This window comes from Klebsiella sp. K5-306 (assembly GCF_051835185.1).
Lineage (GTDB): Bacteria > Pseudomonadota > Gammaproteobacteria > Enterobacterales > Enterobacteriaceae > Klebsiella > Klebsiella oxytoca.
Genome location: NZ_JAIFJY010000005.1, coordinates 172,697 through 197,681, shown reverse-complemented (window position 1 = coordinate 197,681; position 24,985 = coordinate 172,697). Strand labels below are relative to the sequence as shown.

At 55.1% G+C, this 24,985-nt stretch carries 25 protein-coding genes; 5 read left to right on the top strand and 20 right to left on the bottom strand.

What is annotated here, in order from left to right; translation table 11 throughout:
- Position 1 precedes the first annotated feature (1 nt).
- The 4 genes from ulaD to ulaA are packed head-to-tail and all read right to left on the bottom strand — an operon-like array spanning position 2 to position 2,860.
- Positions 2–652, bottom strand: a complete 651-nt coding sequence (gene ulaD / locus K2184_RS10310) for a 3-keto-L-gulonate-6-phosphate decarboxylase UlaD (protein WP_004117409.1) — start codon at positions 650–652, stop codon at positions 2–4.
- A 12-nt stretch (positions 653–664) separates the two neighbouring features.
- Positions 665–1,132, bottom strand: a complete 468-nt coding sequence (gene ulaC, locus K2184_RS10305) for a PTS ascorbate transporter subunit IIA (RefSeq protein WP_004109090.1) — start codon at positions 1,130–1,132, stop codon at positions 665–667.
- Positions 1,133–1,141: 9 nt separating this feature from the next.
- Entirely contained in the window at positions 1,142–1,447 is a 306-nt protein-coding gene (gene ulaB, locus K2184_RS10300; protein ID WP_004109091.1) for a PTS ascorbate transporter subunit IIB, read from the bottom strand.
- 12 nt (positions 1,448–1,459) lie between these two features.
- On the bottom strand, positions 1,460–2,860 hold the full coding sequence (ulaA, locus tag K2184_RS10295; protein ID WP_004109094.1) for a PTS ascorbate transporter subunit IIC: 1,401 nt from the start codon (positions 2,858–2,860) through the stop codon (positions 1,460–1,462).
- 365 nt (positions 2,861–3,225) lie between these two features.
- Between ulaA and ulaG the strand changes: the two genes are divergently transcribed.
- Together ulaG and ulaR are read left to right on the top strand one after the other, a co-directional pair.
- Entirely contained in the window at positions 3,226–4,290 is a 1,065-nt protein-coding gene (gene ulaG / locus K2184_RS10290) for an L-ascorbate 6-phosphate lactonase (RefSeq protein ID WP_017145082.1), read from the top strand.
- Positions 4,291–4,396: 106 nt separating this feature from the next.
- A complete protein-coding gene (gene ulaR / locus K2184_RS10285; protein WP_004109113.1) occupies positions 4,397–5,152 on the top strand; it encodes an HTH-type transcriptional regulator UlaR in 756 nt (251 codons plus the stop codon).
- On the opposite strand, the gene yjfP is transcribed toward ulaR, so the two are convergent.
- On the bottom strand, positions 5,149–5,865 hold the full coding sequence (yjfP, locus tag K2184_RS10280; RefSeq protein ID WP_064370798.1) for an esterase: 717 nt from the start codon (positions 5,863–5,865) through the stop codon (positions 5,149–5,151). The two genes, ulaR and yjfP, sit on opposite strands and share 4 nt — an antisense overlap.
- Positions 5,866–6,067: 202 nt before the next feature.
- On the opposite strand from yjfP, the gene bsmA reads away from it, so the two are divergent.
- Together bsmA and yjfN are read left to right on the top strand one after the other, a co-directional pair.
- Positions 6,068–6,376 carry a biofilm peroxide resistance protein BsmA gene (gene bsmA, locus K2184_RS10275; protein WP_023320205.1) on the top strand — a complete coding sequence of 103 codons (309 nt, stop codon included), beginning with the start codon at positions 6,068–6,070 and terminating at the stop codon, positions 6,374–6,376.
- A gap of 137 nt (positions 6,377–6,513) precedes the next feature.
- On the top strand, positions 6,514–6,789 hold the full coding sequence (gene yjfN / locus K2184_RS10270) for a DUF1471 family protease activator YjfN (RefSeq protein WP_026055994.1): 276 nt from the start codon (positions 6,514–6,516) through the stop codon (positions 6,787–6,789).
- Here the strand turns inward: yjfN and K2184_RS10265 are convergent.
- On the bottom strand, positions 6,780–8,417 hold the full coding sequence (locus K2184_RS10265) for an isovaleryl-CoA dehydrogenase (protein ID WP_163525024.1): 1,638 nt from the start codon (positions 8,415–8,417) through the stop codon (positions 6,780–6,782). The two genes, yjfN and K2184_RS10265, sit on opposite strands and share 10 nt — an antisense overlap.
- A 105-nt stretch (positions 8,418–8,522) precedes the next feature.
- Here K2184_RS10265 and K2184_RS10260 point away from each other — a divergent pair, with 105 nt between their 5' ends.
- Positions 8,523–8,885 carry a hypothetical protein gene (locus tag K2184_RS10260; RefSeq protein WP_004109127.1) on the top strand — a complete coding sequence of 121 codons (363 nt, stop codon included), beginning with the start codon at positions 8,523–8,525 and terminating at the stop codon, positions 8,883–8,885.
- Between the two features lie 36 nt (positions 8,886–8,921).
- On the opposite strand, the gene rlmB is transcribed toward K2184_RS10260, so the two are convergent.
- The 14 genes from rlmB to nnr all read right to left on the bottom strand — a co-directional run bounded on the left by rlmB (position 8,922) and on the right by nnr (position 24,978).
- Complete coding sequence (rlmB, locus tag K2184_RS10255) at positions 8,922–9,653, bottom strand: 23S rRNA (guanosine(2251)-2'-O)-methyltransferase RlmB (protein ID WP_004109129.1); 732 nt, start codon at positions 9,651–9,653, stop codon at positions 8,922–8,924.
- 88 nt (positions 9,654–9,741) lie between these two features.
- On the bottom strand, positions 9,742–12,189 hold the full coding sequence (gene rnr, locus K2184_RS10250; protein WP_016809365.1) for a ribonuclease R: 2,448 nt from the start codon (positions 12,187–12,189) through the stop codon (positions 9,742–9,744).
- Positions 12,190–12,226: 37 nt separating this feature from the next.
- Positions 12,227–12,652: a nitric oxide-sensing transcriptional repressor NsrR gene (nsrR, locus tag K2184_RS10245; RefSeq protein WP_004097980.1), complete on the bottom strand. Its 426-nt coding sequence runs from the start codon at positions 12,650–12,652 to the stop codon at positions 12,227–12,229.
- 151 nt (positions 12,653–12,803) lie between these two features.
- Positions 12,804–14,102: an adenylosuccinate synthase gene (locus tag K2184_RS10240; RefSeq protein ID WP_004109135.1), complete on the bottom strand. Its 1,299-nt coding sequence runs from the start codon at positions 14,100–14,102 to the stop codon at positions 12,804–12,806.
- Positions 14,103–14,204: 102 nt separating this feature from the next.
- Positions 14,205–14,402, bottom strand: a complete 198-nt coding sequence (locus K2184_RS10235; protein ID WP_004097978.1) for a DUF2065 domain-containing protein — start codon at positions 14,400–14,402, stop codon at positions 14,205–14,207.
- Positions 14,403–14,738: 336 nt separating this feature from the next.
- Positions 14,739–15,743 (bottom strand): protease modulator HflC, encoded by a 1,005-nt coding sequence (gene hflC / locus K2184_RS10230; RefSeq protein ID WP_004109137.1) that lies wholly within the window; start codon positions 15,741–15,743, stop codon positions 14,739–14,741.
- A gap of 2 nt (positions 15,744–15,745) precedes the next feature.
- Positions 15,746–17,002 (bottom strand): FtsH protease activity modulator HflK, encoded by a 1,257-nt coding sequence (hflK, locus tag K2184_RS10225; RefSeq protein ID WP_196552798.1) that lies wholly within the window; start codon positions 17,000–17,002, stop codon positions 15,746–15,748.
- Positions 17,003–17,067: 65 nt separating this feature from the next.
- Positions 17,068–18,348 carry a ribosome rescue GTPase HflX gene (gene hflX / locus K2184_RS10220; RefSeq protein ID WP_004109143.1) on the bottom strand — a complete coding sequence of 427 codons (1,281 nt, stop codon included), beginning with the start codon at positions 18,346–18,348 and terminating at the stop codon, positions 17,068–17,070.
- Positions 18,349–18,423: 75 nt separating this feature from the next.
- Positions 18,424–18,732 (bottom strand): RNA chaperone Hfq, encoded by a 309-nt coding sequence (gene hfq, locus K2184_RS10215; RefSeq protein WP_004097968.1) that lies wholly within the window; start codon positions 18,730–18,732, stop codon positions 18,424–18,426.
- A gap of 89 nt (positions 18,733–18,821) precedes the next feature.
- Positions 18,822–19,772, bottom strand: a complete 951-nt coding sequence (gene miaA / locus K2184_RS10210; protein WP_016809366.1) for a tRNA (adenosine(37)-N6)-dimethylallyltransferase MiaA — start codon at positions 19,770–19,772, stop codon at positions 18,822–18,824.
- On the bottom strand, positions 19,765–21,660 hold the full coding sequence (gene mutL, locus K2184_RS10205; protein ID WP_017145086.1) for a DNA mismatch repair endonuclease MutL: 1,896 nt from the start codon (positions 21,658–21,660) through the stop codon (positions 19,765–19,767). Before mutL ends, miaA begins: the two co-directional genes overlap by 8 nt.
- Before the next feature lie 10 nt (positions 21,661–21,670).
- Positions 21,671–22,996: an N-acetylmuramoyl-L-alanine amidase AmiB gene (gene amiB, locus K2184_RS10200; RefSeq protein ID WP_032705180.1), complete on the bottom strand. Its 1,326-nt coding sequence runs from the start codon at positions 22,994–22,996 to the stop codon at positions 21,671–21,673.
- Between the two features lie 16 nt (positions 22,997–23,012).
- A complete protein-coding gene (tsaE, locus tag K2184_RS10195) occupies positions 23,013–23,474 on the bottom strand; it encodes a tRNA (adenosine(37)-N6)-threonylcarbamoyltransferase complex ATPase subunit type 1 TsaE (protein ID WP_004109155.1) in 462 nt (153 codons plus the stop codon).
- Positions 23,467–24,978, bottom strand: coding sequence for a bifunctional ADP-dependent NAD(P)H-hydrate dehydratase/NAD(P)H-hydrate epimerase (gene nnr / locus K2184_RS10190; RefSeq protein ID WP_160886455.1), 1,512 nt, complete (start codon positions 24,976–24,978; stop codon positions 23,467–23,469). The genes tsaE and nnr overlap by 8 nt, the downstream gene beginning before the upstream one ends.
- Positions 24,979–24,985: the final 7 nt, after the last annotated feature.

Sequence of the window (24,985 nt, the reverse complement as noted above, 5' to 3'; positions counted from 1 at the left end):
CTTAGCCCCACAGTTGGGCGATAGAACGTTTGAACTGCCGGGCGGCTTCCACCGGCGAAGCGGCGTCGCGAATGCTGCGCCCGGCGATAAAGACGTGGATCGGAATTCCCTGGAACAGCGGCAAATCCTCCAGCGCCAGGCCGCCGGTGACGGTGACTTTAAAGCCCATATCGGACAGGCGTTTGATAGCGTTAATATCCGCCTCGCCCCATGCCACCCCGGCCGCCTGGGCGTCGCGGCTACGGTGATAGACTACCTGCTGGATACCCGCTTCGCGCCACTCCTGCGCCTGCTCCCAGGTCCAGTAGCCGGTCAGTTCAATCTGAACGTCTCCGTTGTACTCTTTCGCCACGTCCAGCGCGCCTTTGGTGGTGTTGATGTCCGCACAGCAGATCACGGTTACCCAGTCGGCGTTGGCTTCAAAGCACATGCGGGAGAGGATTTTACCAGCATCGGCGATTTTAGCGTCCGCCAGCACGATTTTGTTGGGATAGAGCGCCTTCAGGTCGCGAACGGCACGAACGCCTTCAGCCACGCAAAGGATGGTGCCGACTTCAATAATATCCACTTCATCGGCTATCAGGCGCGTCGTTTCATACGCGGAAGACATGGATTGATTATCGAGCGCAACCTGCAACATAGGTAATGACATTTTCTCTTCCTTTTAAACGGCCGCCGCCGTGGCGTTATCAATTAAATCCAGCACTTGCTGCGCGGTGCGGCAGGCGCGTAAACGGTCAAAATTGGCTTCGTCTTCAAACAGATTGACGATCTGCATGATGCCCACTTCCTGATGGGTATTGGCATCCACGGCCGCCATGGTGATCAGGATGTCGACCGGGTCGTTATCCTCATGATTGAAAACCAGCGGCGTTTTCAGCGTGACCAGCGCAAAGCCAGTTTTCTTGACTCCCTCTTCCGGGCGACCGTGCGGCATCGCCAGGCCTGGAGCTATCACAAAATAAGGGCCGTGCTGAGCTACGCCATCCAGAATGGCCTGGTAGTAGCGCGGCTCTACCACATCGGCTTTCACCAGCAAATCAACGCTCAGCTTGACGGCTTCCTGCCAGGTGCTGGCATCAGCCTGTAAAAGGATGGAGTTATTCTCCACCAGCGAATCACGTAATTTCATTTGGCGTCCTTACTTCACATCCTGCGGAAAGTGCGCTTTGATCACTTCCAGCAGTTTTGGGCCAAAATCCGCTGGCGAGAGCATGTTGCGTACCCCAACCACGTATTTATTGCCGGAGACGCTAATCTCACCGGCGATATGGGTGGAGGCGATGATAATGTCCGCGCCGTTTAGTTCGCTTTTATATTCCCCCACCGCGCAGCTGTTCACCGTGTGATCGATATTTGACTGGGTCAAAAACTGGTCCACCTTCATCTTCATGATCATGGAACTTCCTTGCCCGTTGCCACATACAGCCAGAATACGTACGGTCATAGTCAAAACTCCTTATTGAGCAGAAGCATCTGCCAGTTGTTTTTCCGCGTCCTCTTCAGCACGCAGCGTGCGCCCTGCGAAGAACATATAAGCCAGTGCAATAATGATGATGACGGCCATAAACGCGATACCGATGGAGGCGAAGCCCTGCATCATCGGCGGCGCCAGAATTGACCAGTCCGCCATGCCCATCCAGGCGCTCATGCCGGTCAGCTTCACCGCCCAGACGCAGCCAAAGATTTCAATCATTCCCATCACCAGGCAAATCTTGAGCGCCGCGCGCCAGCCGCCAAAGTGGTTAGCAAAGACGCCGATGGTGGCGTTCGAGAAGAACATCGGGATAAAGCCCGGAATAATCAGAATGGAAGAGCCGACGCCCACCAGAATACCGACGGCGATCAGCTGGCCGATGGTGCCCCACATAAAGCCCCAGACGACGGCGTTTGGCGCAAAGCTATAGATCGCCGCACAGTCAATGGCTAGCACGGCGCCGGGAATCAGGCGCTGGGAGATACCGTTGAACGCCTCGGAAAGTTCGGCGACGAACATGCGCACGCCCTGGGTGATAATGAAAATAGCCACGGCGAACGAGAAGCCCGTTTGCAGGATATAGACCGTCCAGTGGGTATTGCCCGCCATCGCCTGTACGGTATCGATGCCGAAGGAGAGCAGGATCGCGCCGAAGAAAATAGTCATCACAATGGCCGTGGAGACGATGTTGTCGTGAAAGATGTTCAGCCAGCCCGGCAGCTTAAGATCTTCAACGCTCTCCTCCTTTTTACCCAGATACGGAGCGACCTTGTAAGCAATCCATGAAGCGAACTGCTGCTGGTGACCGATGGAGAAGCCGCAGCCGTCAGTCACTTCCTGGGTCGGCTTGTACATCATGTTCGAGGTAATGCCCCAATAGAGCGATACCAGCACCGCCGTACAGATGATGGTCGTCCACATCGGGTAGCCGAAGATGTAAAAAGAGACGGCAATCAACCCAGCCTGCTGGAACATGATGTGCCCGGTCAGCATGATGGTGCGAATACCGGTAATACGCCGCAGCAGGACGTAACAAATATTCAACGCCAGAGCTAACAGCACGGCATAGCCCACCCAGCTGTAGGCGTCTCCCATGCGTTCGATCGTGGCCATCATTGATGCGTAGGTATCGGAGATAGCCCCGTTAATGCCATAAACCTCAGACATTTTCGCCACTACCGGCTTAAAGGTGCTGGTCAGAATGCCGGAGCCAGCCTGCAACAGCATAAAACCGATAATGGTTTTAATCGTCCCTTTAACAATAACGCTGGCGCTTTTACGCAGCAGGATATAGCCCAGGCAGGTCACAATCCCCAGCAGTAGCGGGGCGTTAGTCATTACCTGGTTAAAGAACACGGTAAAGATGTGGTAGAGAATCTCCATAACACACTCCAGAAGGTGGACGCTCTGAACGCACGCTACGCTCAGGGTTTGTTGTTGGGATCACTCTAATAATCAAAAATAATCACAACAAGATTATATTTGATTAAATGTGACGCACGCCGCAAATAATCACACAATCCGCCATCGTATTAATTCTCATTTTCATAAAATAAAAAATAACACATTAAAATCAATAAAATATAATTCCACATATATCATAAAATCTGTCTTAACCTCCGTTTACCCCTTAGGATTGCCTCCAGAACAGGCAAAATTCAGGATTGCAATCCTGAACAAACGATGCCAGTATTCTTCAAAACAAATCACAATGTGATTACTTTTGATAATATGTGAGGGGAAAATAAATGAGTAAAGTGCAAACCATCACCCGCGAATCATGGATCCTGAACACTTTTCCGGAATGGGGCAGCTGGCTGAACGAAGAGATTGAGCAAGAGCAGGTGGCGCCGGGCACCTTTGCCATGTGGTGGTTGGGTTGTACGGGCATCTGGCTAAAATCCGAAGGCGGAGCCAATATCTGCGTCGACTTCTGGTGCGGCACCGGCAAGCAAAGCCACGGCAACCCGCTGATGAAAACGGGCCACCAGATGCAGCGCATGGCGGGTGTGAAGAAGCTCCAGCCAAACCTGCGGACCACTCCGTTTGTCCTCGATCCGTTCGCCATTCGCCAGATCGACGCCGTGCTGTCTACCCACGATCATAACGATCATATTGATGTGAACGTGGCCGCCGCGGTCATGCAGAACTGCGCCGAAGACGTACCGTTTATCGGCCCGCAAACCTGCGTCGATCTGTGGATGGGCTGGGGCGTTCCGAAAGAACGCTGCATAGTGATGAAACCGGGCGATGTGGTTAAAATCAAAGATATTGAAATCCACGCGCTCGACGCCTTTGACCGTACCGCCCTGATCACCTTACCCGCGGAACAAAAAGCCGCGGGCGTGCTGCCGGATGGGATGGATCAGCGCGCGGTGAACTACTTGTTTAAAACGCCGGGCGGCAACCTGTACCACAGCGGCGATTCTCACTACTCTAACTACTACGCGAAGCACGGGAACGAGCACCAAATCGACGTGGCTCTGGGCTCCTATGGCGAGAACCCGCGCGGCATTACCGACAAAATGACCAGCGCCGATATCCTGCGCATGGCCGAGTCGCTGAATACCAAAGTGGTGATCCCGTTCCATCACGATATCTGGTCAAATTTCCAGGCCGATCCGCAGGAGATCCGCGTTCTGTGGGAAATGAAAAAAGACCGCCTGAAGTATGGCTTTAAGCCATTTATCTGGCAGGTCGGCGGGAAGTTCACCTGGCCGCTGGATAAAGACAACTTCGAATACCACTATCCTCGCGGATTCGACGATTGCTTCACCATGGAACCGGACCTCCCCTTTAAGTCCTTCCTCTAAGGCATCTCCGGCGGGAGCCCCCGCCGGAAATTATCCCCGTCAGCATTAGTATTTTCACCTGATTTCAAATATCATCTTTGCTTATCACTTTTAATCGGATTTGCTCATGACGGAAGCGCAAAGACATCAAATTTTACTGGATTTGCTGGCACAAACGGGATTTGTCACCGTGGAGCAGGTGATTTCCCGACTGGGAATTTCTCCGGCGACGGCACGGCGCGATATCAATAAGCTCGACGACAGCGGCAAACTAAAAAAAGTCCGCAACGGCGCGGAAGCCATCAGCGAACAGCGCCCGCGCTGGTCACCAATGAATATTCACCAGGCGCAAAACCACGACGAGAAAGTGCGGATTGCACGTGCGGCTTCGCAACTGGTCAACCCCGGCGAAAGTATTGTTATCAACTGCGGCTCTACCGCCTTCCTGCTTGGGCAAGAGCTGTGCGGAAAACCGGTACAGATCATCACGAACTATTTGCCGCTGGCCAATTACCTGATCGATCAGGAACACGACAGCGTCATCATTATGGGCGGACAGTATAACCGCAGCCACTCCATCACCCTGAGCCCGCAGGGCAGCGAAAACAGCCTGTACGCCGGGCACTGGATGTTTACCAGCGGCAAAGGTCTCACCGCCGAAGGGCTATATAAAACCGATATGCTGACAGCGATGGCGGAGCAAAAAATGCTTAACGTCGTCGGTAAACTCGCGGTACTGGTCGACAGCAGTAAAGTTGGCGAACGCGCCGGAATGCTGTTTAGCCAGGCCGGGCAAATCGACCTGGTGATTACCGGAAAACAGGCGGATGAAGCGATCCTCAAGCAGCTTGAGGATCAGGGCGTTCAGGTGATTCGCGTTTAAAGATGGCGTTGAAAAAACGCCACCGTCGCTGCTAACGCCTCTGGCGTAATGCGGTGACGGACGCCCTTCTGCCAGAGGCAGGTTAACTTATCGGTCATTTCATGTTGCCGCAGCGCCTGCTGCAGACGGAAGGTCTCTTCCGGAGGCACCACATCATCTTCATCGCCGTGCCAGAGCAGCAGCGGCCGACTGCCAAGCGTCGCCAGCTGCTGGCTGACGTCCCAATCCGCCAGCTGCGCTGCATCAAATGAAGGCGAAGGGAAAAGCCTCTGCGAGAGCGTACTGAAATAGCCAGACCCCATCAGGCAGGCAACGCTTTTCAGCTCTGGATGATGGGTCATTATCCCCAGCGCCGTCATTCCGCCCATCGATGCTCCGGCAACCGCCAGCCTGTCGTCAGCAAGCCATCCCTGCGCACGAATCGCCTCCTGTAATGCCGGAAATTCAGCAAAATTTTGCATCAGGATCGGCCAGAAGCGCTGCATCCGCCCTTGTTCATCTCCCTGATAGCGCGCACCGTGTTCGGCCGCATCGGGCATAATGACCCGAAACCCGGCCTCTGCCAGAGCAACGGCAAAGTAGCTGTAGACTAGCTTAGAAGAGGTAAATCCATGATAAAAGACGATGCAAGGCAGCGGTGAATCCGCAGCGCCGTGCGGGCACGCATGGAGAACTTCCCCACCCGCAAGGTTACGCATTTCTAGTGCAATCATTTACCGTCTCCTTTCTCTATAGTGGTGTGGTGCTATGTTATTACTCGAGTCTCTTGTTCGCACATGATTCATAATCTTGAGAACCAGATTACGCTTTCACGATATTTTCATTCGAAAATCGCGTACCGGATAACAATTTGGGAACATTCCCCAGAAATGAGATTCAGGCTACCACTACACTATGACTATCAGGAAACGAGATATGGCTATGCGTAGGTTTATACCCTGGCTATTGGCTATCGCTTTAAGCGGCTGTAGTGCGCTACAAGGGACGCCAGAAGCGCCGCCGCCAGCAACCGACCATCCGCAAGAGATCCAACGTAATCAGACGATGGGCTTGCAGAAGATGGGCACGGTGAGCGTCTTAAGGTACGGCTCGCCGATGGATGTCGAGGCTGCGCTAAGAGTCAAAGCTGAAGCAGCTAAGGCGGATTACTACGTCATCATTATGATTGATGACACCATGGTTCCCGGCCAATGGTATTCGCAGGCGATTTTGTACCGTAAATAGCGGTCAATCTTTAAGCCAGCTTTACACTGCTTTGCGCCCATTCACGTTCTCCTGTGCATAATAACGTTCGGCCAGCTGTAACCTGGCAGAACGTTAGCAACGGACTGCCCTCAGGACTATGTGAAATGGAGCTGACGATGAAACGAAATTTTTCCCTACCCAGCCTGATGTTGACCACCGTCACGGCCAATACTTCCGCGCAGTCAGCGGAGTTTGCCAGCGCTGACTGCGTGACTGGCCTGAACGAAATTGGCCTGATTTGCGTTAACAATATTTCCGGCAGCCAGCAGGACGTTGAGCATGCTATCGCCTTGCAGGCCGATGAGCAGGGCGCGTCCTGGTATCGCATCGTCCAGATGTACGAAGAGCAGCAGCCGGATAACTGGCGGGTACAGGCCATTCTCTATGCCTGAGGCGCCTGACGTCCACGCCCCATTGCCCGTAGCAGCAAGTCGTCCAGCGTCTGCTCGTCCAGACGCATGCCGCCGCGCGTGTCGAGCATCATACGGCACCAGGCTTCCGCCAACGGCGGTGAAGCAACGCGTAATACCTGCGCGCCAACGCCCAGCCTATAGACCAGCCGGGTAATTTCCCGCCCCTGCGCTTCCACAGGTCGCCGCAACCATTGCTGCAACTGCCGCCATGCGCGATCGAAATGACGGTTTTGCCCTTTCACTTCCGCGCACTCCGCCGCCAGTAGTTCAAGCGCCGCCGGCTGCTTCATCAGTACACGCATCACGTCCAGGCACATAATATTAGCGGAACCTTCCCAGATACTGTTTACCGGCATTTCGCGGTACAAACGCGGTAGTTCACTCTCTTCGCAATAGCCCGATCCCCCCAGCACCTCCATCGCTTCAGCGACGAAGGCGATCCCGGATTTGCAGACCGCAAATTTTGCCGCGGGCGTGAAAAGCCTTGCCCACAGCGCTTCCTGCGCATCACCGCGTCTGTCCCAGGCACGCGCCAGGCGGAACAGAAAGGCGGTTTGCCCTTCCAGCCGCAGCGCCATTTGCCCCAGAACCTGACGCATCATCGGTTGATCGACCAGATTTTTGCCAAATGCCTGGCGCTGCAGAGCATGATACAGGGCGACTGAATAAGCCCGGCGCATCAGCGCATGGCTGCCCAGCGCGCAGTCAAAGCGGGTCAGGCCCCCCATCTTAAGAATCTGGCGGATGCCATCGCCCTCTTCCCCGATCGGCCAGCCGCAAGCATTGTAAAACTCAACCTCGCCACTGGCGTTCGCGCGGTTACCTAATTTATCTTTCAGCCTTTCCAGGCGTACGCCGTTACGCTGACCGTCCGGCAGCAGGCGCGGGACAAAAAAGCAGGAGAGTCCCGCCGGCGCCTGCGCCAGCACCAGATGAGCATCGCTCTGCGGTACCGAGAAAAACCATTTATGACCGATAAGATGATAAAAGCCTTCGGCGGTTTTTTCCGCACGCGTCGTGTTGCTCAGGACATCGGATCCCCCCTGCTTTTCCGTCATCCCCATTCCGATAAGCAGCCCTCGCTTCTGGTTACCCGGCGCCAGATGCGGATCGTAGCGATCGCTTAGGAGCGGCGATAGCCAGTCGCTAAAAGCCCCGTGTAAGGAGCGCTGCAGCATTGGAATAGCGGCAAAGGTCATCGTGACGGGGCACAGGGTTCCCGCCTCGACCTGCGCATGCAGCATAAAGCGGGCAGCGCGGGCAACGAAGGCGCCTTCGCGAGCGTCATCCTGCCAGGCAAGGTTATGCACCCGGTTAGCGCATAATCCTTGCATCAGCAGATGCCAGGCGGGATGGAAACGAACATCGTCAAGCCGCGATCCCGTCGCATCATAGCGCAATAGTTCCGGCGGATTACCGTTAGCCAGACGCCCCAGCTCCAGCGATTCTGCCGTCCCCAGCTGTTGGCCAATACTCGCCAGCAGATCGCCATCCCAGCCCGCGCCTTCGCGGACAACGGCTTCACGCAGGGCGGTATCGGACAGGAATAAGTTGCTGTTACACAGCGGCGCGGGTTGATTAAATACGGTATGAGTTTGCCAGTGCATGATGTTTCCCTCCTTCAATGGCTCTGCCGATAAGTATGGACAACGGCGCACTTTCCGTCAGAGAACTCTGTTATAAAGTTCTCTCACAATCTGAAAGGGAATTTCATGATTCATTTAATTATTGAAGATCGGGAAAACGCACTGACCTATATTCCGCTTATCCGTCGGCATCTACCCCATCTGGCGATTAACGCCATCAAGCAGAACCTGAACGCTTCGGGCTACGTTACCTCATTTGATGAAAGCAAAATTTGCGACGATATCCTTGAAGAGCAGAATCCCGTTGGAAATTTTCTCAATCTCATCAAGATATTAAAAAATCGGGGCGCGCAGCTTAAATTCATCGAGCAAACGGGAGATGAACCAGGAGAGGCGTTATCCTTAAGCCAGCTATTGAACTATGTGGAAAGAGGTCTGGAAATCGCCCGTCAGACGGAACGAGAAGATGAACAGGCAAGACGAAGATAAGCCATCCCGGAGAATGGCTTATACAGGAAGAAGAGATTAGCTGCGCTGACGCACCGCTTCAAACAGGCAAATCCCGGTGGCGACCGATACGTTCAGCGACGAGACGCTGCCGGCCATCGGAATGCTGATCAATTCGTCGCAGTGCTCGCGGGTCAGGCGTCGCATGCCTTCACCTTCCGCGCCCATCACCAGCGCCAGCGAACCGGTCATCTTGCTCTGGAACAGCGTATGGTCGGCTTCACCCGCGGTACCGACGATCCAGACGTTCTCTTCCTGCAGCAGACGCATGGTGCGTGCCAGGTTGGTGACGCGAATGAGCGGAACGTTCTCCGCCGCGCCGCAGGCGACTTTTTTCGCCGTGGCATTCAGCTGCGCGGAGCGATCTTTGGGCACAATCACCGCATGTACGCCTGCAGCATCAGCGCTACGCAAACAGGCGCCGAGGTTGTGCGGATCGGTCACGCCGTCGAGGATCAAAAAGAATGGCTGATCGAGAGAAGCGATCAGATCCGGCAGATCGTTCTCCTGATACTGACGTCCGGGCTTCACGCGGGCAATAATTCCCTGATGAACGGCGCCTTCGCTTTTCTCATCGAGAAACTGGCGGCTGGCGACCTGAATCACTACGCCCTGTGCTTCCAGAGCATGGATCAGCGGCATAAGGCGCTTATCCTCACGGCCTTTCAGAATAAAGACTTCCTGAAAACGCTCAGGTGCGCGCTCCAGCAGTGCCTGCACCGCGTGGATGCCGTAAATCATTTCACTCATTTATCTACTCGTTTTAGGTTCTGTTATCAGTTCCCTTCACCCCGACCACTGCGGAATAACGCAAGAAGCCAGGGTAAAGGAAATCTCATTACTCAGCTATTTTCTTTTTCGCCGCGCGCCTGGCTTTGGTCGCAGCAGCTATCTTTTGGGTTTTCGCCGACGGCTTCTTCGCTTTCTTCTCGCCTTTTGGCTGAGCGGCCTTCGGCTGGGATTGACCTTTCGGTTTACGGAATGCGCTATCCGGCTCGAAGTTTACCTGCTTACCAGCCTGGCGGCGACGTCCGGAAGCTTTACCTGCCGCCCCTTTCTTCGCCTTTTCACGCTCGGTCTTACCGACGTTGCGCGGGGCGCGCTCGCTGGAGATAAGCGAGAAATCAATTTTACGCTCATCCATATTCACCGCTTCAACGCGTACTTCAACGCGATCGCCCAGACGATAGGTTTGACCGCCGGATTCACCGATCAGACGCTGTCCTACCTGGTCGAAACGGTAGTAATCGTTATCAAGGGAAGAGACGTGCACCAGACCATCGATAAATAGTTCATTAAGACGTACGAAGAAACCAAAGCCGGTCACGCTGGCAATCACGCCCTTAAAGACGTTACCGACCTGATCCAACATGAAATCACACTTCAACCAGTCCGAGACATCGCGCGTCGCTTCATCAGCACGGCGCTCGGTCATCGAACAGTGCGCCCCCAGTTGCAGCATCTCATCCATGCTGTAGTGCCAGCCGCCGGTCTCAGTGCTATTACCTTTATGCCCTTGCTCTTTCGCCAGTAAATACTTGATCGCGCGATGCAGCGACAGGTCAGGATAGCGGCGAATCGGCGAAGTAAAGTGAGCGTAAGATTGCAGCGCCAGACCAAAGTGGCCGCGGTTTTCCGGATCGTATACTGCCTGTTTCATCGAGCGCAGCAGCATAGTTTGCAGCATCTCAGCGTCAGGACGGTCGGCGATAGACTCCAGTAATTGCGCATAGTCGCGCGGCTCCGGCTTGTTGCCGCCAGGCAGCTCAAGCCCCAGCTCTGCAAGAACCGAACGGAATGCGGTAATCGCTTCGGTGCTTGGTTTGTCATGGATACGGAACAGCGCCGGCTCCTCGGCCTTCTCAACGAAGCGCGCCGCGGAAATGTTCGCCAGGATCATGCACTCTTCAATCAGCTTGTGCGCGTCGTTACGCTGAGTCTGCTCAATACGTTCAATACGACGTTCAGCATTAAAGATGAATTTAGCTTCTTCACTCTCAAATGAGATACCGCCACGCTCTTCACGCGCGCCGTCCAGCACTTTGTAGAGGTTGTGTAGCTCTTCAATGTGCTTGACCAAAGGCGCGTACTGCTCACGCAGATCCCGATCGCCCTGCAGCATATGCCAGACTTTGGTATAGGTCAGACGGGCATGAGAGCTCATCACCGCTTCGTAGAATTTGAAGCCGGTGAGACGACCCTTAGCCGAAATCGTCATTTCACAAACCATACAGAGTCTGTCGACCTGAGGATTCAGTGAGCACAGGCCGTTAGAGAGTACTTCAGGCAGCATGGGAACGACCTGCGACGGGAAGTAGACCGAGGTGCCGCGGCTGCGCGCCTCGCCATCCAGCGGCGTACCAGGACGCACGTAGTAGCTCACATCGGCAATCGCCACCCACAGACGCCAGCCGCCGCCGCGTTTCTTTTCGCAGTACACGGCATCATCAAAGTCACGGGCATCTTCGCCATCAATAGTAACCAGCGGCAGATTACGCAAATCCACGCGACCGGCTTTCGCTTCTTCCGGTACCTGCTCTTTCAGGCCAGCAACCTGTTTTTCTACTGCTGGCGGCCAGACGTAGGGGATTTCATGGGTGCGCAGAGCCATATCGACCGCCATGCCGGTACCCATGTTGTCGCCGAGGACCTCAACAATTTTGCCGACCGCTTTGGTGCGCCGGGTTGGACGCTGGGTCAGCTCAACCACCACTACAAAGCCCATCCTCGCGCCCATGATCTCTTCGGGAGGAATCAGGATATCGAAGCTCAAGCGGCTATCATCAGGCACAACGAAGCCTACGCCCGCTTCGGTAAAGTAGCGGCCCACAATCTGGCTGGTTTTGGGCACCAGCACGCGGACGATACGCGCTTCCCGGCGGCCTTTACGGTCGGCGCCTAACGGCTGCGCCAGTACCTGATCGCCGTGAATGCAGGTTTTCATCTGCTCGGACGACAAATAAAGGTCATCTTTACGGCCTTCAACGCGCAGGAAGCCATAACCGTCGCGGTGGCCAATAACGGTCCCCTTTAGCAGATCGAGACGTTCCGGCAGCGCATAGCACTGACGACGCGTAAAGACCAGTTGACCATCGCGTTCCATTGCGCGCAGTCTGCGGCGCAATGCTTCTTGTTGTTCTTCGCCTTCAATATTCAGCTCAATTGCCAGCTCATCTCGGCTGGCCGGTTTTTCACGTTTTGCTAAATGATCGAGGATAAATTCCCGGCTCGGGATTGGATTAGCGTATTTTTCAGATTCGCGGTCCAGGAAAGGATCTTGTGACATGTCGGTTCCTCCGTTGTCATCTCCAGTGAAGTTTACGTCACTCCACCAGTAATAATTTATAAAGCGGTTGATTCTTTTCAACCAAATCGGCCAGCGTGTAGTTATCCAGTTCCTTGAGAAAACTTTGCGCGGCTTCAGCAAGCGCCTGTTTCAGACGACAGGCGGGCGTAATATGGCAAAATTCACTGCTGCAGTTGACTAAAGAGAGCGGCTCCAGATCGCGAACCACATCACCCACGCGAATCATATTTGCCGGTTTCCCCAGACGAATTCCGCCGTTCTTTCCCCGAACCGCCGTCACATAACCCACGCGGCTCAGCTGATTGATTATCTTAACCATATGATTACGGGAAACGCCGTAAACCTCCGTCACTTCGGAGATACTGGTCATTCTTCCATCCGGCAGCGACGCCATATAAATCAGCGCGCGTAGTCCGTAATCAGTGAAACTCGTTAACTGCACAATCAACCTCAGGGAAAAGAAAAACAGAGTGCGTCGGTAGACGTAATTACTATTGATGATAAACCAGCCAGCGCTCAGGCCGCTAATTTATTTAAATGGGGCGGGCGAACAGCAAAAACAAGAGGCGCCTGAACGGCGCCCCTGGAGATAATTATGCGTCGAAAGGATCGCGCAGAATCATCGTCTCGGTACGGTCAGGACCGGTAGAGATAATATCAACCGGTACGCCGGTCAGCTCTTCAATGCGGGCGATGTAGTTCAGCGCTGCCTGCGGCAGACCGCTGCGCTCTTTCACACCGAAGGTGGTTTCAGACCAGCCCGGCATTGTTTCATAAACCGGCTCAATACCTTCCCAGTTGTCGGCAGCCAGCGGAGTGGTGGTCACTTCACGGCCATCCGGCATACGGTAGGCAACGCAGATTTTAACTTCTTTCAGGCCGTCCAGGACGTCAAGCTTAGTCAGGCAGAAACCAGACAGGGAGTTAATCTGCACCGCACGACGTACCGCAACGGCATCCAGCCAACCGGTACGACGACGACGGCCGGTGGTGGCGCCAAACTCGTTACCCTGTTTACACAGGAACTCGCCGGTTTCATCAAACAGCTCAGTCGGGAACGGGCCTGCGCCTACGCGAGTAGAGTAGGCTTTGATAATACCCAGAACGTAATCAACATAACGCGGGCCCAAACCGGAGCCGGTCGCCACGCCACCTGCGGTGGTGTTGGAAGACGTTACGTATGGATAGGTACCGTGGTCGATATCAAGCAGCGTACCCTGCGCGCCTTCAAACATGACGAAATCGCCACGCTTACGCGCCTGGTCAAGCAGATCGGAAACATCAACCACCATGGAGGTCAGGATGTCGGCAATCGCCATCACGTCATCCAGAACTTTTTGGTAATCAACCGCTTCAGCTTTATAGAAATTCACCAGCTGGAAGTTGTGATATTCCATCACCTCTTTCAGTTTGTCAGCGAAGGTAGCTTTATCAAACAGATCGCCAACGCGCAGACCGCGGCGAGCCACTTTATCTTCGTAAGCCGGGCCGATACCGCGACCGGTCGTACCGATAGCTTTCGCGCCGCGCGCTTTCTCACGCGCAACATCCAGCGCAACATGATATTCGAGGATAAGCGGACAAGCTTCAGAAAGCAGCAGACGCTCGCGAACAGGGATACCACGGTCTTCCAGACCTTTCATCTCTTTCATCAGCGCAGCCGGAGACAGCACCACACCGTTACCGATGATGCTGGTGACATTCTCACGAAGAATTCCTGATGGAATGAGATGGAGGACGGTTTTTTCACCGTTGATTACGAGAGTATGGCCGGCGTTGTGACCGCCCTGATAGCGCACAACATATTTAGCCCGTTCAGTCAGGAGATCGACGATCTTCCCTTTACCTTCGTCACCCCATTGGGTGCCCAGTACGACGACGTTGTTACCCATTTTTCAAAATCACCGTTTGCTTAAAAATGGATTCTACCATCGCTTTTTCAGAGTTACAGCACTTTTTGCACTCAAAAGACGGTAAATTAGTCTACTTTGCGCTCAGCCAATCGTTTTCCTCAACATGTAGTAGATGACGATGCCGGCAACCACAAGTCCCCCGCCAAAGCGGCGTAATAAATTATCCGGTAGCTGGCTCATCGTGGCGACCATACGGCGCCATGCGCGGGGATAAAGCAGCGGTCCAAGCCCTTCAAGTACTAAAACCAGCGCCAGTGCCAACCAGATTGTTGAGTTCATTATTCACCTTTATTTAAATGCAGCCAGTACAGCACCAGGCGCTCACTCGCGTTGAGTTGCACCTCACTTCACATTCTCCGCTATTTCATCAATGTTATGAACCGGCTTTATGAAACGAAATACATAACAACTTGTTTTTTCTTAATTTCAATGATCGATTAGCGTACTAACCCCAGAAACGAAGATAATGAATTAAGCGCTGGTTTTAAAAATGAAGCATTCTCGCAAAACGTAGCATCCGTGGGTTCATTGAATAAAAAACACCGCGGTAATTAATCGCTTTCATCATGTAAAAAAGGCGCCCTGATGGACGCCTTTTTGCATACTCATTGCTTATCAGCGAGTCGCTGCCGCTGGAGATTTCATATAGCGGAAGAAATCACTGTCCGGACTGAGAACCATCACGTCCTGATTGCTCTTGAAGCTGTTCTCGTACGCACGCAGGCTACGGATAAAGGCGTAGAATCCTGGATCCTGACTGAATGCATCAGCAAACAGTTTTGCGGATTCCGCATCGCCTTCACCGCGCAGGATACGCCCCTGGCGCTCGGCTTCCGCCAGCGTTTTGGTGACTTCATAGTCCGCAGTCGCGCGCAGTTTTTCAGCTTCTTCCTGACCCTGTGAGCGATGGCGACGAGCTACCGCTTCACGCTCAGCGCGCATACGGTTGTAGATCGCTTCAGACACTTCAGCAGGCAGGTTGATCTGCTTAATACGAACGTCGACGACTTCAATACCCAGCGCCGCCATACTGTTCGGGTTGATCACCTGAACCTTACCGTTCGTTTCTGCTTCAACTCGCTCCGCCGCTTTGGCAATTGCATCATCGGCAGCCGGCGTACTGACTTCATCTTCTGTGCCCGCAGAGCCTGAGTTCAGGGCATCGCGTACTTCCAGGGTCAAACGACCGCGGGAGTCGGTCACGATGTCTTTCACATCCAGACGACCAATTTCAGAACGCAGACGGTCGGAGAATTTACGCTTCAACAGTACTTCGGCCTGGGAGACGTCACCACCGCCGGTAGCCAGGTAGTAACGGCTAAAGTCGCTGATGCGCCACTTGATATAGGAGTCAACGATCAGGTCCTTTTTCTCTTTGGTAACAAAGCGGTCGGCCTGATTGTCCATCGTCTGAATACGCGCATCGAGCATCTTCACGGATTCAATAAATGGAATCTTGAAGTGAAGGCCAGGCGCATACACCAGCGGTTTGTTTTCATCGTCGCGCAGAACTTTACCAAAACGCAGCGTGATACCGCGCTCGCCCTCTTTGACAACAAAGATAGACATATAGAGCACCACCAGCACGATGACAATTATCGCGATAACAGATTTACGCATCGTTATTCCCCCTGACGCTGGTAGTCGTTACGCTGCGCGTTGGCGCGGCGTTGGTCCATAATGGTGCCTCCCGTAGAGGTAGAAGCGTTACTGGCGCTGCTTGAGCTGGATGCAGGCGGCAGACGCAGCAGATCGCTTGCGCCACCGCTATCACTCTTTGCCGCTGGCGCGCCAGCGCCTTTCAGCATCTGATCCAGAGGCAGAACCATCAGGTTGCTCCCCTTATCGTTAACCAGCACTTTACGAGTATGGCTCAGCACTTTTTCCATGGTTTCGATATACAGACGCTCGCGGGTGATTTCCGGAGCCGCTTTATACTCAGGCAGAATTTTTGCAAAGCGAGCCACTTCACCCTGCGCTTCAAGAACGGTCTGGGTCTTGTACGCGCGAGCCTCTTCAAGGATACGCTGCGCCTGACCATTAGCCCGTGGCTGAACTTCGTTGGTGTAAGCTTCCGCTTCACGAATGTACTGCTGTTCGTTTTCACGTGCGGCAATCGCATCATCAAATGCGGCTTTCACTTCCTCCGGCGGACGCGCCGTCTGGAAGTTGACGTCCAGCAGGGTGATACCCATGTTATACGGACGAATCGTCTCTTCCAGCTCACGCTGGGTATCGCTACGAATGACGGTACGCCCTTCGGTCAGGATACGGTCCATCGTGTATTTACCAATAACGCCACGCAGCGCGCTGTCGGTTGCCTGACGCAGGCTGTCGTCAGCGCTGGTCACGCTAAACAGATAGCGTTCCGGGTCGGTCACGCGGTACTGTACGTTCATCTCAACGCGCACGACGTTTTCGTCTGACGTCAGCATGACGCCGGAGGCCGCCAGTTCGCGCACCGACTCAACGTTAACCGCCTGAACGTTATCAATGAAGGTGGGTTTCCAGTTAAGGCCAGGCTCAACCAGATGGCTAAATTTACCAAAGCGAGTGACGACGCCACGTTCAGCTTCTTTAATGGTATAGAAACCGCTGGCTGCCCAGATAATAACCGCAGCGGCGGCAACGATGCCGACGATACGTCCGCCCATAGGCCCGCGTGGTCCCTGTGAGCCGCTACCGCCGCCCAGTCCACCTTTCCCGCCGCCCAGGCCGCCAAGTTTTTTACTTAGCTTACGGAAGATATCATCCAGATCGGGAGGTCCCTGCTCGCGACCACCTTTGTTGCCATTTCCCCCAGAGTTGCCGCCTTGGTTATTGCTGCTTCCCCACGGGTCGCGGTCCTGTCCGTTATTACCGGGCTGATTCCACGCCATGTATATGCTCCATATTTGTTTTTGATATCCCCACAGGGGTTAATATCTTCAGGCAAGCTGCAAGGTCAAATCACGTATTCAACCAGCGCTGGCTCTTGTTTACAGAGGCGACGCCAGTCAACGATCGGCATGCGCACCTGCAGACCAACGCTACCGTCATCCTCCATCCACTCTTTCTCTATCGCCTGAAGCTGATAGAATCGGCTTCTCAACCGGCCTTCCTGCGGCGGCAGGCGCAGCGTATGCTGAGCCACTTCACCAGAGAGCCGTTCCGTCAAAGCCTGAAAAAGCAGCGGTACGCCAACCCCGGTCTGGGCGGAAAGCCAGACCCGAATCGGTTTGTTTTCTTCATCCCGATCGATACGCGGCTCAAAATCATCCAGCATGTCGATTTTATTCATGACCAGCAGCGCCGGGATCTCATCGGCCTCGATTTCCGCGAGTACCGTATTTACTGCGTCAATATTTTCCTGCACGCGAACATCCGCCGCATCAATGACATGCAGCAGCAGCGTCGCCTGGCGCGTCTCCTGGAGAGTCGCTTTAAACGCGGCCACCAGATCGTGCGGCAGATGACGAATGAAACCTACGGTATCCGCCAGCACGGTTTCGCCAACATCAGGGACATCGATGCGGCGCAGCGTCGGATCCAGAGTGGCGAACAGCTGGTTCGCTGCATAGACCTCAGCTTCAGTTATCTGATTGAACAGCGTGGATTTACCGGCGTTGGTATAACCGACCAACGACACGGTGGGAATATCGGCTTTGGCCCGTGACCGCCGTCCTTGCTCGCGCTGTTTTTCAACTTTTTCCAGTCGCGACAGGATCTGCATAATACGGTTACGCAGCAATCGGCGGTCAGTTTCGAGCTGGGTTTCACCCGGGCCGCGCAAACCAATCCCGCCTTTCTGTCTTTCAAGGTGGGTCCAGCCGCGAACGAGGCGAGTCGCCATGTGGCGCAGCTGCGCCAGCTCAACCTGCAGTTTCCCTTCGTGGGTACGCGCTCGTTGGGCAAAAATATCTAAAATCAGGCCGGTGCGATCGATAACCCGACATTCGCATAAGCGTTCGAGATTTCGTTCCTGCGCCGGACTCAGGGCATGATCGAAGAGCACGACCGATGCACCGGTCGCTTTTACGGCTTCCGCAATTTCGACAGCTTTACCTTCACCAACAAAATACTTCGGGTGCGGTGCTTTACGGCTACCGGTAATCACCTGCATTGCTTCGACACCGGCGGAAGAGGCCAGAGTTTCAAACTCCTGGAGATCTTCCATATCTTTGTCTTGCGAAAAATAGATGTGTACCAGTACCGCCTGCTCACCGGCATCATAACGGTCAAACAAGCGTAAACCCCTTATAAAATACCAGCGGGGAACGCAGAAAACCTGGCTCCCCGACGTGGAAAAACAGCATCTGCCTTATTCGGCGTCTTCGCTGTCTTGCTGCGGTGCAGAAGAACCCTGCGCACCACCACCGTGGTGATAGTTGTTAGTACCGCCGCCAGCATTGTTGCTGTGGTGTGACACCGGGCGAGACGGGACAACGGTAGAAATTGCGTGCTTATAGACCATCTGGCTGACCGTGTTTTTCAACAGGATCACGAACTGATCGAAAGACTCAATTTGCCCTTGCAGCTTAATACCATTCACCAAATAAATAGAAACCGGAACACGTTCCCGACGCAAAGCGTTCAGGAACGGATCTTGTAAAGATTGCCCCTTAGCCATTCTCTCTTTTCCTTATATGTATGCTTGTTTTGTACTCAGAACCTTACGATTCTTAAAAATTACGCACGATACCGTTCAATTGTACACGTTCAGTCCAGGCTAGCACCAACAACCTGTAATACTTTGTTGAACGCTTGTTCAGGTTGTTCACTGTCTAACCAGTGAATACCTTCCCAACCGCGCAGCCAGGTAACCTGACGTTTAGCTAACTGTCTCGTGGCGCAAACACCTCGATAAACCATTTCATCATACGGGATCTCGCCATTAAGGTAAGACCACATCTGGCGATATCCGACACAACGAATGGAAGGCATATCCGTATGCAAATCTCCCCGGGCAAAAAGCGCCCGCACTTCTGCTTCAAAACCTGAAGCCAACATCTGATGAAAACGCTGTTCTATGCGCTGATGGAGCAGTTCACGGCTCGCCGGGGCGATGGCGAACTGGTGCACCTTATACGGCAGAGCATCACCTGACGTTTGCGTCAGCTCCGTTAAAGTTTTACCCGAAATGAAAAAAACTTCCAGTGCTCGGGAAAGTCTTTGCGGATCATTTGGATGAATACGCGCTGCAGCAACGGGATCTATTTCCTGTAGCTGCTGGTGTAACGCGTTCCATCCCTGCTCTGCGGCCTGTTGCTCAATCCGCGCTCTGACCTGCGGATCTGCCGAAGGCAAAGGCGACAATCCTTCCAGCAACGCTTTGAAATACAACATTGTTCCGCCAACCAGTAGCGGAATACGCCCGGCCGCAACGATATCAGCCATCTCTGCCAGCGCATCGCGACGGAAATCCGCCGCGGAATAAGCCTCGGCCGGGTCCAGAATATCCAGCAGGCGATGCGGCGCAGCGCTCAGCTCCGCGGCATCGGGCTTGGCCGTACCGATATCCATCCCTCGATAGATTAGGGCTGAATCAACGCTAATCAACTCTACTGGCAAAACTTTACGCAGGGCGATAGCCAATGCGGTTTTACCAGAGGCCGTCGGGCCCATTAAAAATATTGCCTTAGGCAGGCTTGCCTCGGTTACATCACTCATCTTTCAGGGCATTCATCGCCGAATGTAAATCAACAGGTTGTAACAGGCCACCCGGCGGCGCTTTAACCAGCTGCGGACATAAACGCTCGATATCCGCCAGGACGGCAATCGCCTGCGCCATATTCCACTGCGCATGTTCGCTCGCCAGATTACGCGCTATCCACTGAGCAATATTGTCGGCGTCGCATGTTTTTTGCTGCGCCAGGTAGCCTATCAGTTCAGGAATCAAGATTTGTAAATTTTGTTGTCTTAAGGGTAAAGGCACTGCGCGGATCGTCACGTAGTGCGCATCGGACTGCAGTTCAATACCGACTTCTGCTAGCGCCGACTGCGCCTGCTCAAGCGCGTCCTTTTCCGCCCCGGACACTTTTATCCGCAGCGGGATAAGCAGCGGCTGGGCACAGACCGCCTCCGCGCCCGGCGTTAGCTGCGCCTGGCGTAGCCAGCGCTCGGCAACCGGCAGGGCCAGCAGCGCAAGCTTACCGTCGCGCTCCAGCAGCGCACAGTCGTTATCGACGATCGTCAGCACGCGGCCAAAACTTTGGCTATGGCCTGCCAGGCCTTCCGCTACCGGCGCAGGAGATTTTGGTTTTCGCTCCGCGGCCGGAGTATCCAGCAGTTGGCGATAGAGCGCCCCCTGCTGTTTTTGATAACCTGGCTGCGCATGCGGCCAGCCGGCTCCGCCAGATGACCCCGTGGCAGCGGATTCTCGCGAGCCGCCGGTGCTGGTATTAAAGCGCGGCGCGACGGGCTCGTCACGATAACGGGGAGCGGCGGTTTCACGCGCGACGGCGGGCTGGGCAAAATGATTGCCGCCTGCCGCAATGCGGTTTTCAGGTACCTGACGCGACGCGGGTTCTGCGCCCTCTTCTGCCAGAGGAGCGTTCAGCTGCTGCTGCAGAACGCTTAGCACGCCTTGATAGATAAAATCGTGCACCAGGCGCGACTGATGAAAACGCACCTCATGCTTGGCCGGGTGCACGTTCACATCCACCTGATGCGGATCTATCTTCAGGTACAGCACAAAAGCGGGCTGCTGATCGGCGCCCAATTTGTCTTCGCAGGCCTGACGGATCGCGTGATTAATCAGGCGATCGCGCATCATCCGTCCGTTGACATAGCAATACTGAATCTCCGCCAGCGTCGGATTGGTATGCAGAGGATCGGCCACCCAGCCGCTGAGGGTCAGGTCGCCGTGCTGCCACTCGATAGCCAGAGCATGTTCGAGAAACGGCAAACCGCAGATTGCGCCCAGACGCCGTTCGCGCTGGCCATCCTGCGATACCGCCCGGTACTGGCGCACGGCCTTTCCGTTGTGGCTGAGGTTAATGGTCACGTCAAAGCGCGCCAGCGCGATGCGCCGTACGATCTCGTCGATATGGCCAAACTCGGTTTTCTCAGTGCGCATAAACTTGCGCCGGGCGGGGGTGTTATAAAACAGATCCAGTACTTCCAGCGTCGTACCCACCGGGTGGGCCGCCGGCTTCACGGTTACTGCCTGATCGCGTCCTTCGGCATAGGCCTGCCAGGCCTCCTGCTGATCCTCGGTACGCGAGGTCAACGTCAGGCGAGCGACTGAGCTGATACTGGCCAGGGCTTCGCCGCGAAAACCGAGGCTAATTATCGCTTCAAGATCATCAAGCGAAGCAATTTTACTGGTCGCGTGGCGAGCCAGCGCCAGCGCCAGCTCGTCTTTTTTAATGCCGCAGCCGTTATCGCGGATGCGGATTAACTTCGCGCCGCCGCGCTCAATATCAATATCGATGCGCGTCGCCCCGGCATCGAGGCTATTTTCCACCAGCTCTTTAACCACCGACGCCGGTCGTTCCACCACTTCACCTGCGGCAATCTGGTTGGCGAGCTGCGGCGGTAGAACCTGAATCGGCATGGCCGTCTCCTTAATTTAACAGCGTCCCATCTGACGAACCTGCGCTGGCAGTCTGCGCGGCTGCCCCGCGCGGCGCGGATTGTAGAGGATGTTGCATAAAGTAGTTACGCAGACCGTTATAAATGGCCTCTGCGACCTGCTGTTGATAAGCATCGCTGCCCAGCAGCCGCTCTTCGCCGTTATTACTGATAAACCCCGTTTCCACCAGGATTGACGGGATATCCGGCGAGCGCAGTACACCGAGGCTGGCATGTTCAGGACGACGCTTATGTAAATCGCCGATCCGCTGCAGCTGGCTCAGCACGTTAGTCGCCACATCATACCCGACGCGCTGGGAATGGCCGAACTGTAAATCCAGCACCGCCTGGCTCAGGTAAGGGTCCGACTGGCTGTTGGCCAACACATCGCCTGCACCGCCCAGCAGTTCGGATTGTTTCTCATGTTGCTCGAGCCAGCCGGCCATTTCGCTGTTCGCGCGACGGTTGGAAAGCACCCAAACCGATGCTCCGGTAGCATCGCGATTCGGTGCAGCGTCGGCGTGAATCGAGACAAGGAAATTGGCGTTTTGCTTACGCGCGACGTCAGAACGCCCCATTACTGAAATGAAATAATCGCCGTCGCGCGTCAGCACGGGTTTGAACTGAGGATCGGCATTCAGCAGCGCGCGGAGCTTACGCGCAATAGCAATGGTCACATTCTTCTCTTTAGTGCCGTTCGGACCAATCGCTCCGGGATCCTGGCCACCGTGACCGGCATCAATGGCGATAATCACTTTATCGTCGCTAGAAACGGTACGTGCCGCAGGACGCGTTACGCTGGTCGTACTGGTCACCGCAGTCAGGCGGTCGTTATCGGCTTTAAACGGGTTGCGCGCCGGCTCGCTCGGACGCACGGGCTGCGCCACGGGCCGTTCTGCCTGTTTCACCACGACACGCGGTGGCGGAGGCGGTTCATCGGCATTAATCGTAAACACCACGGTATAGTTAGAACCGTTCTGCTGTTTCACCGCGCGCGTTTTGCCGTCGGCGGTTAAATCCACCAACAGACGCAGCGACTGGGTATCCTGCGGCGCTCCGGAACGAATGCTTTTTACCAGATTATTGCCGCTAAACTGCAGCGGCAAGCCCTGGAGTACGCCGCTCTGTTTGATATCCAGCGCGACGGTGCGTTTGCCCTGCGGGCTAAACGAATATTCAGGGTCGCCGATAAAACTTATGGTAATACGGGCCTGCCGATCGCCATTTGAGACCTGGATATCGGATAAACTTGCCGCAGTGGCCTGAATGCTGAACAGCATCAGTGCGGCGGTCAGCCAACTGGTTAAGCGATACATCATCCCGTCGTCCTTCAGGCTAATTAGCCAAACGCGCCAATAAAGACTCACCCAATGAGGAGACCGCAGTTACGCGCGCCTCACGCCCTTGAGCCTGATATTCAAGGTGAATTTCAACATCCGGTTCCGGCAGTACGCCTGTACCCTGCTGCGGCCATTCCACCAGGCAGATGGCGTCGTCGGTAAAATAATCGCGGATCCCCATAAACTCGAGCTCTTCAGGGTCCGCCAGGCGATAGAGATCGAAGTGATAGACCATCAACTTATCGAGACTATAAGGCTCGACAAGGGTATAGGTCGGGCTTTTAACGTTGCCGCGGTGACCGAGAGCCTGAAGGAAACCGCGGCTAAAGGTCGTTTTACCCGCCCCTAAATCGCCGTACAAATAGATGACCGTCGCGCCAGTGCATGCCTGCGCTACGCGGTTGCCAAGGCTGAGAGTTGCCTGCTCGTCGGGTAAAGGAATCACTCGATTAATCATGGTCTACGTCAATCACATCCGGGTTAACAACACGCCTGAGCGTGGAAAAAAGATCGGTCGCCAGCATGCCGCGGGTGCCGTATCTGGCCGCCAGACGATCGGCGGCTTCGCCATGAGCAACGCATCCGGCGCAAGCGGCATCATACGGCGTCAGCTGCTGGCCTAACAACGCAGCAATAATGCCGGTCAGGACATCGCCCATTCCGCCGCTGGCCATTCCGGCGTTGCCGGCATCGATAATACCCGTCTCGCCAGCGTCACTCGCCACGATCGTACCTGCGCCTTTCAGCACAACGACGCCGCCATAACGTTTTACCAGACGTTGTGCAGAATGTAAGCGATCGCTTTCAATTTCTGCCGCACTCACGTTCAGCAGACGAGCGGCTTCGCCGGGATGCGGCGTCAGCACGCGATTGTGACGTTTATCGGGATTGATTGCCAGCAGGTTCAGCGCATCCGCATCCCAGACCATCGGTTTGCGAAAATTCTCCACCTGGCGCAGCGCATTTTTACCCCACTCGCCCTGCCCCAGACCCGGCCCAATCGCGACGACATCCGCCCATTGCAGACTCTCTTCGAGCGAGCGGGAGGTCAGCTCATGGACCATCAGTTCAGGCCTGGCGGTCAGAATGGGCGCAATGTTGTCCCGGTGAGTCAGGACTCGCACCAGCCCGGCGCCCGCGCGCAGAGCCGCCTCGCCGCTCATGCGGATGGCTCCCGCCGTACCCGGTTCGCCGCCGATAATGACCAGCTTCCCGTGGTCGCCTTTGTGCGACGTTGGGCGTCTGGGCGGTAGCCAGTCGGCAAGCTTCGAGGCATCGAAGCGACTGAGCGCCGTCGTCTGGCCTGCCAGCCAACCCTCAAGCCCCAGGGCGTGGTGATGCAAGCGGCCAACGACATCGCGAGCCTTGCCGGTCAGCAATCCGGGCTTAAGCGCGATAAAGGTGATGGTATGAGCGGCCTGGATAACCGCCCCCGGCGTGGTCCCCGTCTGCGCATTCAGACCTGAGGGGATATCCAGCGCCACAACCGGCGCCGGATGGGCATTAACGCGCGCGATAAGCTCCGCAACGTTTTCCCGTGGAGCGCTCTGCAATCCGGTCCCGAGCAGGCCGTCAATAATTAGCGTGATATCTTCTGGCCAGGCGATGTCGGCGGCATGAATCGTACCGCCGGCGTTGAGCCACTCTTCACGCGCGGTACTGGCCTCTTCCGGCAGCGGCTTCTCGCTATCCAGCGCCACCAGCGTGACCTGAATACCTCGCGACTGCGCCAGGCGAGCCACCACGTAGCCGTCGCCGCCGTTATTGCCGTGACCGCAGAGAATCAGCCAGCACCGGTTTTCAGGATAGTGCTCGTAAGCCCGTTCAAAAGCCGCTTCGCCCGCACGACGCATCAGCTCGTATAACGTCAGCCCGAGGGCATCCGCCGCCTCTTTTTCCGCCCGCCGTAGCGCATCCGCCGACCAGATGATATGTGGTATACTGTCGGCGTTTTTCGTCATCGTATGG

What these genes read in the sequence shown, in the direction of transcription:
- ulaD (WP_004117409.1), bottom strand. Translation starts at nt 652, where the DNA reads ATGTCATTACCTATGTTGCAGGTTGCGCTCGATAATCAATCCATGTCT.
- ulaC (WP_004109090.1), bottom strand. Translation starts at nt 1,132, where the DNA reads ATGAAATTACGTGATTCGCTGGTGGAGAATAACTCCATCCTTTTACAG.
- ulaB (WP_004109091.1), bottom strand. Translation starts at nt 1,447, where the DNA reads ATGACCGTACGTATTCTGGCTGTATGTGGCAACGGGCAAGGAAGTTCC.
- ulaA (WP_004109094.1), bottom strand. Translation starts at nt 2,860, where the DNA reads ATGGAGATTCTCTACCACATCTTTACCGTGTTCTTTAACCAGGTAATG.
- ulaG (WP_017145082.1), top strand. Translation starts at nt 3,226, where the DNA reads ATGAGTAAAGTGCAAACCATCACCCGCGAATCATGGATCCTGAACACT.
- ulaR (WP_004109113.1), top strand. Translation starts at nt 4,397, where the DNA reads ATGACGGAAGCGCAAAGACATCAAATTTTACTGGATTTGCTGGCACAA.
- yjfP (WP_064370798.1), bottom strand. Translation starts at nt 5,865, where the DNA reads ATGATTGCACTAGAAATGCGTAACCTTGCGGGTGGGGAAGTTCTCCAT.
- bsmA (WP_023320205.1), top strand. Translation starts at nt 6,068, where the DNA reads ATGGCTATGCGTAGGTTTATACCCTGGCTATTGGCTATCGCTTTAAGC.
- yjfN (WP_026055994.1), top strand. Translation starts at nt 6,514, where the DNA reads ATGAAACGAAATTTTTCCCTACCCAGCCTGATGTTGACCACCGTCACG.
- K2184_RS10265 (WP_163525024.1), bottom strand. Translation starts at nt 8,417, where the DNA reads ATGCACTGGCAAACTCATACCGTATTTAATCAACCCGCGCCGCTGTGT.
- K2184_RS10260 (WP_004109127.1), top strand. Translation starts at nt 8,523, where the DNA reads ATGATTCATTTAATTATTGAAGATCGGGAAAACGCACTGACCTATATT.
- rlmB (WP_004109129.1), bottom strand. Translation starts at nt 9,653, where the DNA reads ATGAGTGAAATGATTTACGGCATCCACGCGGTGCAGGCACTGCTGGAG.
- rnr (WP_016809365.1), bottom strand. Translation starts at nt 12,189, where the DNA reads ATGTCACAAGATCCTTTCCTGGACCGCGAATCTGAAAAATACGCTAAT.
- K2184_RS10240 (WP_004109135.1), bottom strand. Translation starts at nt 14,102, where the DNA reads ATGGGTAACAACGTCGTCGTACTGGGCACCCAATGGGGTGACGAAGGT.
- K2184_RS10235 (WP_004097978.1), bottom strand. Translation starts at nt 14,402, where the DNA reads ATGAACTCAACAATCTGGTTGGCACTGGCGCTGGTTTTAGTACTTGAA.
- hflC (WP_004109137.1), bottom strand. Translation starts at nt 15,743, where the DNA reads ATGCGTAAATCTGTTATCGCGATAATTGTCATCGTGCTGGTGGTGCTC.
- hflK (WP_196552798.1), bottom strand. Translation starts at nt 17,002, where the DNA reads ATGGCGTGGAATCAGCCCGGTAATAACGGACAGGACCGCGACCCGTGG.
- hfq (WP_004097968.1), bottom strand. Translation starts at nt 18,732, where the DNA reads ATGGCTAAGGGGCAATCTTTACAAGATCCGTTCCTGAACGCTTTGCGT.
- miaA (WP_016809366.1), bottom strand. Translation starts at nt 19,772, where the DNA reads ATGAGTGATGTAACCGAGGCAAGCCTGCCTAAGGCAATATTTTTAATG.
- mutL (WP_017145086.1), bottom strand. Translation starts at nt 21,660, where the DNA reads ATGCCGATTCAGGTTCTACCGCCGCAGCTCGCCAACCAGATTGCCGCA.
- amiB (WP_032705180.1), bottom strand. Translation starts at nt 22,996, where the DNA reads ATGATGTATCGCTTAACCAGTTGGCTGACCGCCGCACTGATGCTGTTC.
- tsaE (WP_004109155.1), bottom strand. Translation starts at nt 23,474, where the DNA reads ATGATTAATCGAGTGATTCCTTTACCCGACGAGCAGGCAACTCTCAGC.
- nnr (WP_160886455.1), bottom strand. Translation starts at nt 24,978, where the DNA reads ATGACGAAAAACGCCGACAGTATACCACATATCATCTGGTCGGCGGAT.